4 protein-coding genes and 1 pseudogene are annotated in these 5066 nt (G+C 65.3%); 2 read left to right on the top strand and 3 right to left on the bottom strand.

The annotated features are described in order from the left end of the window. Positions 1–1079: 1079 nt before the first annotated feature. On the top strand, positions 1080–2177 hold the full coding sequence (gene hisC, locus BF95_RS24325; protein ID WP_043155321.1) for a histidinol-phosphate transaminase: 1098 nt from the start codon (positions 1080–1082) through the stop codon (positions 2175–2177). A 4-nt stretch (positions 2178–2181) separates the two neighbouring features. Continuing rightward, positions 2182–3086: pseudogene (locus tag BF95_RS24320) on the top strand (prephenate/arogenate dehydrogenase family protein). On the opposite strand, the gene BF95_RS24315 reads toward BF95_RS24320, so the two are convergent. The 3 genes from BF95_RS24315 to BF95_RS24305 form a co-directional block, all read right to left on the bottom strand. Further along, positions 3080–3784 carry a lysophospholipid acyltransferase family protein gene (locus tag BF95_RS24315; RefSeq protein ID WP_043155320.1) on the bottom strand — a complete coding sequence of 235 codons (705 nt, stop codon included), beginning with the start codon at positions 3782–3784 and terminating at the stop codon, positions 3080–3082. The pseudogene BF95_RS24320 and the gene BF95_RS24315 overlap by 7 nt on opposite strands. 18 nt (positions 3785–3802) lie before the next feature. Continuing rightward, entirely contained in the window at positions 3803–4333 is a 531-nt protein-coding gene (locus BF95_RS24310) for a YdcF family protein (RefSeq protein ID WP_043155319.1), read from the bottom strand. After that, a partial coding sequence (locus tag BF95_RS24305; protein ID WP_043155316.1) for a cell division protein FtsX occupies positions 4330–5066 on the bottom strand: 737 nt, incomplete at its 5' end. The genes BF95_RS24310 and BF95_RS24305, both read right to left, overlap by 4 nt.

The raw sequence follows: 5066 nt of genomic DNA, 5'->3' as shown, positions 1-5066 counted from the left end.
TGGTGCTGGCTAATCTTGACGCGTATTTTGCGGGTAAGGTACTGGTCACGCCGGTGGTGTAAGCCAGCAGTGGCCTAACATTCCCCCGTCATTCCCGCGAAGGCGGGGAACCCATCTCCCAACCCAACCACGCACGATGCAATAGAGACGCCCTCGATAGCGCGGGCATTACGAGGTCAAGCAGCAAACGTTCCCCCTTAAACGCTGTCACCCCCGAAAGCCGGCATAACGGCAAAAGGCGTTGAGCAGTCAGGTGGCTTACGGGGTGCCGTTGCATAATGCTGACGCAACGCGATCACTGGCTACATCGAATGTCACGGATATAACGGTGCATCCTGCGTCTATCCCTATGGGGAGATCTTCGTATTCCACCCATTCACGCCCAGGTCGCTCATTGAGGACGAATTGCGCCTCAACCGACTTCTGGCCATTCTCGGACGGACTGTACGCATAGTATCTGTGATAATTAGATATGCCTTCCCATCCTTTGGGGAGTTTGGCGGTCGCTTCAATTTTGTCCATGAAGTACGAACGCTTTTGGCGTTCCAATGAACCGCAATCTGTCAGCGCCAAGAGATACAAGACTGTGCCGAACCGCTTCATTGTTGCAGCATATGCGTCCAATGCGCGACCGTATATGGTCATTAGCAGATACGCGAAAAATCGACCCCGCCGCGACTAACCTCGCCTGCGGCTGAGCAAGTCTCGCTTGCGGGAGGGGGGTGAGGTTGGGCTTTGCGCAACAGTGCAAATGGCAGCATCCTCCCCACTTCCAATGTAGGATTTTCTCTGGTCTATCCTCGGTAATGCGCCAGTCCGCCGTCCACTGCCGACGCCCTTCTCCGCCTCTCACGCCGCGCACCCGTCGCGTCGCTGTCGCGTTCGTGGTGCGTCGCTGTCGCGCCACTGGCGCGTCGCGGGTACATCATAGTGACTTCCCCGTTACCATTCACGCGAATCCGCCCCGAAAATACATCCTGCAACGGTGTGAATTTCATCCTGTGACCCTGAACGCCCGCCAAACCCCCGCTCGCTCTGCCGCTTTGCCTTTGGCGCGGAAGGCGTTAAAGCGCGGTGCCATGACATATCCCGCTCCCAAAGACTGGATCCTGGGCATTTCGCCCTATATCCCCGGCAAATCCGCCACCGATGATGGCCGCCCGCTGATCAAACTGTCGGCCAATGAAAATCCGCTCGGCACAAGCGCGGCGGCGCGCGCGGCGCTGGTCGCCGCCACCGCTGACCTTGCCACCTATCCCGACCCCGGCGCGGAAAAGCTGCGCGAGGCGATCGGCGCGGTGCATGGGCTGGACCCGGCGCAGGTGATCTACGGCACAGGCTCCGACGAACTGCTGCACATCGCCGCCTCCGCCTATGCCGGTCCGGGCGATGAAGTCCTCTATGTGCGCTATGGCTTTTCGGTTTACGACATCGCCGCCCGCCGGGTTGGCGCGACCCCGGTCGTAGCGCCCGACAAAGATTATGCGACCGACGTCGACGCGCTGCTGGCCGCCGTGACGGACAAGACCAAGGTCGTGTTCCTCGCCAATCCCAACAACCCGACCGGCACGATGACCAGCCGCGAAGAGATTGCCCGGCTGCATGCGGGCCTGCGCCCCGACATCCTTTTCGTGCTGGATCAGGCCTATGCCGAATATCTCGACGCGGGCGAGGATGATGGCGGCCTGGAGCTGGCGAAGAGCGCGACCAACATATTGGTCACGCGTACCTTTTCGAAAATCTATGGTCTGGCGGCCGAGCGGATCGGCTGGGGCTATGCCAGCCCCACAGTGATCGACATCCTCCACCGCATCCGTGCGCCCTTCAACGTGACGACCGCAGGCCAGGCCGCCGCCGTCGCCGCGATCAATGACAGCGCCTGGGTCGAATCGAGCCGCACGCACAATGCGCGCTGGCGCGAATGGCTGGCGGGCGAAGTCGGTGCGCTGTCCAACCATGGCCTGCGCGTCGTGCCGAGCAAGACCAATTTCCTGCTGATCCTGTTCGACGGCAAGCTGACCGCCGAAGCCGCGATGAAAGGCCTGTGGGACGAAGGCTATGCCACCCGCTGGCTGCCCGGCCAGGGGCTGCCCAACGGCCTGCGCATCACCATCGGCACCAAGGCGCAGACCCGTGCCGTCGCCGCCAAGCTGCGCGCCATGGCGGAAGCGGCCTGATAGGATGCTGCCCTTCGCTCGCGTCACCATCATCGGCCTGGGGCTGATCGGCTCCTCGCTCGCCCGCGCGATCCGGGCGAACATGCCCACCGTGCGGGTGACGGGCCATGACGCCGACCCGCAGGTGCGCGACACCGCGCGGCGGATCGACCTGTGCGACGATGTCACCGACACGGCGGGCGCGTCGGTGACCGACGCGGATCTGGTCATCTTGTGCGTGCCCGTCCGCGCGATGGGCGCGGCGGCCGCCGAGATCGCCGACGATCTGCCCGCCGATGCGATCGTCAGCGATGTGGGGTCGTGCAAGGCCGACGTGCTGGCGCAACTCGCCGCCGCGCTGCCGGGGCGGACGATCATCCCGGCCCATCCTGTCGCGGGGACCGAAAATAGCGGGCCGGAAGCGGCTTCGCCACGCTGTTCAAGGGCCGCTGGTGCATCGTCACGCCCCCCGCCGATGCCGATCCGGCCGCGGTCGAGCGCGTCGCCGAATTGTGGCGGCGGGTCGGTGCGGATGTCGAATTGATGGACCCGGCGCATCATGACCTGGTGCTGGCGGTGACCAGCCATTTGCCGCACCTTATCGCCTACACCATCGTCGGCACCGCCAGTGACCTCGAAAATGTCACCCAGTCCGAAGTGATCAAATATTCGGCCGGCGGTTTTCGCGACTTCACCCGGATCGCGGCGTCCGACCCGACCATGTGGCGTGACGTGTTCCTGGCGAACAAGGATGCGGTGCTGGAAATGCTGCAGCGTTTTTCGGAGGATCTATCCGCGCTGCAACGGGCGATCCGCTGGAATGACGGCGACGCGCTGTTCAACCTGTTCACCCACACCCGCGATATTCGCCGCTCGATCATCGAACAGGGGCAGGATGACGCCAAGCCGGATTTCGGCCGCGCTCACTGACGCAAGGCGGATGGCGGGTTCAGCGCGTTGATCGCGGCATGGACACGGGTTTCGGCCTCCCGCCGGTCGAGGCCGGTCGGGACGATCTCCCCCACCTTATAGGTGATGGTGCCCGATCGTTTGAGGAATTTGCCGCGCGGCGACACTCGGCCGCTGTCGATCGCAATCGGCACGACGGGCAGGCCGAGCAGGACGTAGAGGCCCGCAAAACCGGCCTTGAGCGGTGGCGCTTCGCCATGGGGGACGCGGGTGCCTTCGGGGAAGACGCACACCGCCCGCCCCTGCGCATTGGCCTCGCGTGCGGCGGCGCGCAGCACCCGCATGGCGCTCGCTCCGCCGCTGCGCTCGATGGGGATGAGGCCATAGCGCTGGGCGACGCGGCCCCAGAGCGGAATGTCGAGCAATTCCCGCTTGGCGACGACGGCCGGACGATCGAACAGGCAGAGCATGTCGATCGTTTCGAACATGGATTCATGCTTGACGATATAGAGATAGGGACCAAGCGGCAGGTCGCCGACGACCTTGACCTTCTGCCCCAGCAGCCAATGCGCGCACAGGCGATGGAACCGGCTCCACCCCGTCCCGATCCGCAGCACCGCCTCCTCGCTGAACCCGAACAACAGCGCGGCCAATACGAACAACAGGCTGCCAGGGTAAAAGATCAGCGTGAAGACGAGCGAACGGATCGCGGTAAGCATGAGCAGATTGCGCCTTTGTCAGATACCAAGCAGCGCGGCCCCGCGCCGCAGCAGATATTTATTATATTCGCGCACCAATATCGTCAGGCTGGGGCGGCTGGGCACCGCGTCATAGACGATCGCGACCCGCTCGGGCAACGCCTGCCGCAACTCCAGCGCGGCGCGGCGCATATGCCAGTCGGTGGTGATGAGGCGCACCGTCTTATAGTCCCGCCGTTCCAGCCAGCGGGCGGTCTCGATCGCGTTGGACCGTGTGTCGATCGCTTCGCGGCCGAGCGTGATGCAGCAGGTGAACAGCGAAACGGACGTATCATATTCGGCGGCCAGTTCGCCCGGCCGCACGGAGCGGTCGACGCCGGAAATCAGCATCCGCTTGGCGGTCTTGGCCTGCAACAAGGCGATGCCCCGGTCGATCCGCCCCGCCCCGCCGGTCAGCACGACGATGGCGTCGGTCGGGCGGCTGTCGAGCGGTTGGGGCAGCAGGACCGCGAACCAGATGAAGCCCAGCATCCACCCCAACAGGCTGACGGCGAACAAGCGGACGATCACAGCGCGCGGCCCAGCGCGCGCAGCACCGTCCAGCGGGCGGTGAGGACGGCGAGGAGGACGCCCGCCACCGGCAGCAGCGCCAGCAGCGCCCAGTCGGTCCCGTGGAGGGTAACGGCCCCCAGCAGATCGGAGCCGGTGGCGCTGAGCCGCAGGCCGATCAGCAGAAGCACGACGACCGCGAAAGCAAAGCCCAGCACCCCACCGAGCAGCGCGTCGAGGCCGATGCGCCATTGGAACAGCCGGGCAATCTGCACATCGGTCGATCCCATCAGGTGCAGCACGTCGATCGTCCCGCGATGGCTGTCATGCGCGCCGCGCGCCGCCAGCACGACCACGGCACCGGTTGCGACCGTCATCAGCACGACGACGCCGACCGCCAGCCAGCCAAGCGCCGTCAGCAGTCCGGCGAGCGGCAACAGGAACGCGGCATGGGGCTCGATCCGCAGGCTGGGCGAGAGGGTGCCGAGCAGGCGACGCAACCGATCGACCTTCGCCTCCGTCGCGCCAGGGGTCAGGGTAACGTCGATCAGCGCGGGCACCGGCAGATCGGCACTGGCCGCATCCTCGCCCAGCCAGGGCCGCAACTGGTCGGCAAGCGCGGCGGGATCGACCGGGGTCGCAGCGCCAACTTCGCTGGCCTGGCGCAGCGCCTGGAGCGTGCGGGCGGCGAGTTGGTCGCGCACGACGGCATCAGCCTCCACCACCTGCACGCTGGCGCGTCCGGCGAGGTCCG

Origin of the sequence: Sphingobium sp. Ant17 (assembly GCF_000588875.1) — a bacterium.
Taxonomy (GTDB): Bacteria; Pseudomonadota; Alphaproteobacteria; order Sphingomonadales; family Sphingomonadaceae; genus Sphingobium.
This window is presented reverse-complemented; position numbering and strand designations above follow the sequence as displayed.